This is a genomic window from Subsaximicrobium wynnwilliamsii, assembly GCF_007997225.1.
In the GTDB taxonomy this organism is placed as follows: domain Bacteria; phylum Bacteroidota; class Bacteroidia; order Flavobacteriales; family Flavobacteriaceae; genus Psychroserpens; species Psychroserpens wynnwilliamsii.
In genome coordinates this window covers 1-4,849 of sequence record NZ_VORM01000062.1, presented here as the reverse complement: position 1 = coordinate 4,849, position 4,849 = coordinate 1, and the positions used below count along the sequence as shown (strand labels likewise).

Genomic DNA, 4,849 nt, shown 5'->3' with positions numbered 1-4,849 from the left:
TAATGCTAAACGGAATTTTACAGGAACGTACCATAAAATCAAGAAAAAATATCTGCAACTTTATCTAAACGAGTTTGTTTACAAGTTAAATCGAAGATATTTTGGTGAGCGAATCTTTGATAGACTAGTAATAGCAAGCATTACAGCTAATGGACACTAAACGGATATACAATTTAATTATCTTCATATCCTATTTAGGTTTTGGACAAGAATTCAATTCTGGAACAAACCAAAAAGACTTTTATACTGAATTTAGGTACGAATGGATAAACGAAAAAATTATAATTCCTGTTGAAATTGAAGGTCAGATTTATAGATTTTTGTTAGACACAGGTGCGCCAAACTTAATTACAACAAATCTCAACAAAAAAATAACTACAAACTTTAAACAAACGATTCCAATAACTGATGCCAACAACAAAAAGGATAGTTTAGATTTAGTTACTATCCCGCTTATTAAAATTAGTGGTATTTCTTATTTCAACATTCCTTCATTAGTTAGCAAAACCGAAACAAACCTTATATTTGATTGTTTTAAGATTGATGGATTAATTGGTAGTAATTTACTCCGAAATTCCATTATTCAAATTTTGCCAAAAGAAAAGTTGATTAAGCTAACTGATGACAAGAAAAAACTATCGTTAAAAAGAAAAAACTCTACAGAGATTGAATTTCCTGATATACAAAGTACGCCTTACGTTTGGATAGAATTAAATTCAAATGGAATAGCAAACGACCAAGTTTATGTTGACACAGGTATGAGCGGTTTTTATACTATGGCAAATGGTCATTTAGAAATTTTTCAAAAAGATGATATTTTCAAAATTGATGCCGAAACAAAAGGTAGTCAAGGAACAGGACTTTTTGGTTCAGAAAATGAAAATACATATTATCAACTAATTGTACCAAAAATAGAAATAAACAAAGCTATATTTAATGAAATAACAGTAGTAACAACAAGTGACAATAATTCAAGGATAGGTTCAGAAATTTTGCTCTATGGCAACGTAACAATTGATTTTTTGAATAAACGCTTTTATTACGAACCATTCGAAAATATTGTAGATTTAAGAGAAAAAACATTTGGATTTATTCCAACAATTATAGATGATAAATTTGTAATAGGTTTAGTTTGGGCTGACGATTTAAAAGATAAGATTAAATTTGGCGACCAAATTTTAGAGATTAATGGAAGAAGCCTTTTGAATTCTGATTTTTGCGACCTAATAACTGAAAAAAATATTTTTAAAAATAATGAAAAATTAGATTTGATAATATTACAAAAAGACGGGGAAAAAAAAGCATTAATCGTGAATAAAAACTACCGCTAACACCGTGTATAGACCATTGCTGGGTCTGTGCTTTTTTTGGAATATTATGGGAATGCTCAAAAGTTTGTCTATATTTGGATTGGTTCGTGTGTGAGACACGCAACGGTCCATACACATAAACGTTGCCCACAATACGAGAAAATCATCAACCATAAAAACAAACAATGAGAAAAACATTACTTATCGGAATTGGAATTGCACTTTTAACATTCGCTTGCGGAACACCACTTTCTACTGTTAGAACTGTAAAGTTCAGTCCAAAAAATGACGAAATCACAACAACACCTTCTTTAAAAGAATATCTTTCAACTAATCCGAAACCGAAAATTGTTTTGCGAACAAGCGCAAGACTAAATAGTGATAACGTAACTGAAAAAGAGCAAAATAATTACTTGTATAATACAATCGAAAGCGAACTTTTAAAAAGTGGTTTTATAGTTAGAGACAGACAATTATTTGAAAAGATTGTTACGAATTCTGATAACAATACTAATTATGAAAACTTAAAACAAAAATCCGATACCGATTTAATCATTGAATTGACAAACTTGGATAGAAGTATTATTTATCAGACAAATACTTATTCCGACGAAAACGGTAAAGAGAAAACTTCCTCAATGTTGGCTACTAAAATCTTTTATGGTGCTACAATTGAGTTCAAAGTAATTATGATTGAGACTAACGAATTTGCTGGGATTTATAAATTTAATTATGTTCCGTGTGTCGATGGTTGCGAAACTCGACCTGCAAAGCGACTTACGAAAAGAGAACTTGATGAAAGAACAATTGAATCTTACGAAGCTGTTGAAGAAGATAAATTAATTGAGTTTACACGAAATGCGACTAGACAACTAATATCGGAAATGAGAAACTAAATGAAAGTACTGTGGGCAACACCGTGTATAATTAATTGCTTGGTTCTCGCCTACTTACGAAAATCCTCGCAGATTTTCTATTCAGTTTATATTTACTAAATTAGGTGCTTAAACACGCCACTAATCATACACATAATCGTTGTAAACAATGCAAAAAAAACTACGAACCAATGAATGAATTTTACGTTTTAGATGTTGAGACAGCGAATGCGGACTATTCAAGTATTTGCCAAATCGGACTTGCAAAATTTGAAAACGGAGAACTGACCGAAAAATGGGAATCGCTAATCGACCCAGATGATTACTTTGACGGAATGAACATTTCCATTCATGGAATTACGGAAAAAATGGTCAAAGGCTCACCGACTTTCGAAGAAATCTATCCAAAGTTAAAAAACATTTTGGAAAATAAAATAGTGGGACATCATATGCCTTTTGACAGAATTGCTATCAATCGAGCGTGTGAACTTGCCGAATTGGATTTAATAGAAATTAATTGGCTTGACTCGGCTAAAATTGTCAGACGGACTTGGGAAGAGTTTGCTTACAAAGGTTTTGGACTTGCCAATATTGCTGACCATTTGGATATTGAATTTGAACATCATAATGCTCTTCAAGATGCAATCGCAACTGGAAAAGTGATGTTAAAGGCATTTGAGAAAAGCGAAATGACTTTAGAAGATTGGTTTGGTAGAGTAAAAAGACCAATTAACATTTATGCAAATGGTTCAACGACAATAAAATTAGACGGTAATCCAGAAGGACTACTTTACGGAGAGAATATTGTTTTTACGGGAGCTTTGATGATACCAAGAGCCGAAGCTGGGAAAATTGCATCTGAATTAGGTTGTAATGTTTCGAATTCAATTACCAAAAAAACAACAATGTTAGTTGTCGGAATTCAAGACACGACAAAACTTGCTGGATATGCAAAAAGTTCAAAGCACAGAAAAGCGGAGGAATTAATAAATAAAGGAATTGGAATAAGGATTTTGTCCGAAAATGATTTTAGTGCTATAACAAACGATTGAGAAAGCACAGTTTACAACAATGGCTATAATTAATACGGGTTTTGGTGCTTAACCCAAAGTTTAGAGTTTTTAAGGAAATCCGCCAAATCTTTTTGATTTGGCTTTAGAAATAAAAAGATAAAACAAAATAAAAAAGTTTTGGCTAAGTGCTTAATCGAAAGTTCACTACTTTTAATTCCCGTACTAACCATAGCCGAGACGTTGTAAACAATTAAAATCAAATTTACGAATGAAAAAACTGAATCTATTTATTGGAATTGTAATCGGAATTTTATTTTTTTCTTGTTCATCAGAAGATGATAACAACAACCATTCTGAAAATGACCCGATCGTTGGTCAATGGAAAATTATTAACGAAACATATTTCGACTTGAATGGCAACCAAAGCTTTCAGCAAACACCTTCTGATTGTTTACAGGAAAGCCGAGAAACATTTAGTTTAAATGGAGCTTATAATTGGACTTCATTCATTGAAGAATCAAATGGAGATTGTGTTAATATTATACAAACTGTAAACAATGGTCAATGGGAATTATTAGCAAACGGAAACTACAAAATTTCTGGAACAGTCATTTATACAGATGCAGATTCATTCAATCTCAATTTAGAATTTGATGATACAAATTTCTCAAATAATAGTATGAATCTCGCTCTCAAAGCTACTATTCAGGAATTTGATGAAAGTGGAAATATAGAAGATGAATACATAAGACTATTTGAATATGAGAAAATCAACTAAAAAAAATTAAATGAAAAGACTTTTATTTTACACAATCTCATTTTTGTGCTTTTACACATCAAATGCTCAAAAAAACTTTGGTGTTTTTGCTGGCATAAATCATATTAATTTAACGGATGCTAATAATTTCCCTACTCAAGGTTCTTCAAATGGAATCGGCTTGAATTTTGGTTTGAGTTATGACATAGAAATATCAGAGAAAGTCATTTTCAGTCCACGGATTGTTTATTCTCAGCAAGGAACCACAAAATCGAGAGCTGAAGATGTTAATGATGTTGACGATTTTGTTACAGCAGTTTATTTTCAGTATAAACTAAACTATTTGAATTTCCCTATGCAATTTAAAATTTTTAGACAACCTTATATTTTGGCAGGACCTTATGCTGGATTTGTTCTATATGAGGAAAGGTACAATTTGGATTTTGGAGATATCGAAAGTAAAATCGATTACGGTATTAATTTAGGTATTGGTTATAATTTCAAGAATTTATTTACGGAGTTAAATGTTCAGCAAGGTTTTGCTTCTTTAGTAGTAGTTGAGAACACACCGAATTCAGATGAGTTTAAATTGAATAATACTATTATACAGTTATCTGTTGGTTATAAATTCAATTAAAAACTGTTTACAACATCGCGTATAATTAATTGCTTGGGGCAATGCTTCTTTGGAATAATCTCGAAGTCATGGAGTTCCAATTTTATTTGCTAAATTAGCGCTTGAGACGCGCAACTAATCATACTCAAGGGCGTTGTAAAAAATGGCGGAATTCACTCATAACTAGACAATCGAAACCCAAAAAAGCTTTTCTTTTTACGGTCGCGGAATTTTCTTCGATTTCTAACCAGTCCCATAAATGAAAAACGGAATTACAA

6 protein-coding genes are annotated in these 4,849 nt (G+C 31.6%); all 6 read left to right on the top strand.

The features are described 5' to 3' along the window. Positions 1 to 160 (top strand): transposase (locus ESY88_RS20335; protein WP_147089840.1); only part of this gene is annotated, 160 nt, incomplete at its 5' end. Further along, positions 150 to 1,331 carry a retropepsin-like aspartic protease gene (locus tag ESY88_RS20330; protein WP_147088520.1) on the top strand — a complete coding sequence of 394 codons (1,182 nt, stop codon included), beginning with the start codon at positions 150 to 152 and terminating at the stop codon, positions 1,329 to 1,331. The genes ESY88_RS20335 and ESY88_RS20330, both read left to right, overlap by 11 nt. Positions 1,332 to 1,495: 164 nt before the next feature. Further along, positions 1,496 to 2,206, top strand: coding sequence for a hypothetical protein (locus tag ESY88_RS20325; protein WP_147088519.1), 711 nt, complete (start codon positions 1,496 to 1,498; stop codon positions 2,204 to 2,206). A 170-nt stretch (positions 2,207 to 2,376) separates the two neighbouring features. Continuing rightward, positions 2,377 to 3,237, top strand: a complete 861-nt coding sequence (locus ESY88_RS20320) for an exonuclease domain-containing protein (protein WP_147088518.1) — start codon at positions 2,377 to 2,379, stop codon at positions 3,235 to 3,237. A 229-nt stretch (positions 3,238 to 3,466) separates the two neighbouring features. Continuing rightward, positions 3,467 to 3,976, top strand: coding sequence for a hypothetical protein (locus tag ESY88_RS20315; RefSeq protein WP_147088517.1), 510 nt, complete (start codon positions 3,467 to 3,469; stop codon positions 3,974 to 3,976). Between the two features lie 10 nt (positions 3,977 to 3,986). Continuing rightward, positions 3,987 to 4,592 (top strand): outer membrane beta-barrel protein, encoded by a 606-nt coding sequence (locus ESY88_RS20310; protein ID WP_147088516.1) that lies wholly within the window; start codon positions 3,987 to 3,989, stop codon positions 4,590 to 4,592. The last annotated feature ends 257 nt before the right edge of the window (positions 4,593 to 4,849 follow it).

Coding starts and splice junctions, on each gene's coding strand:
- ESY88_RS20330 (WP_147088520.1), top strand. CDS start 150: ATGGACACTAAACGGATATACAATTTAATTATCTTCATATCCTATTTA.
- ESY88_RS20315 (WP_147088517.1), top strand. CDS start 3,467: ATGAAAAAACTGAATCTATTTATTGGAATTGTAATCGGAATTTTATTT.
- ESY88_RS20310 (WP_147088516.1), top strand. CDS start 3,987: ATGAAAAGACTTTTATTTTACACAATCTCATTTTTGTGCTTTTACACA.
- ESY88_RS20325 (WP_147088519.1), top strand. CDS start 1,496: ATGAGAAAAACATTACTTATCGGAATTGGAATTGCACTTTTAACATTC.
- ESY88_RS20320 (WP_147088518.1), top strand. CDS start 2,377: ATGAATGAATTTTACGTTTTAGATGTTGAGACAGCGAATGCGGACTAT.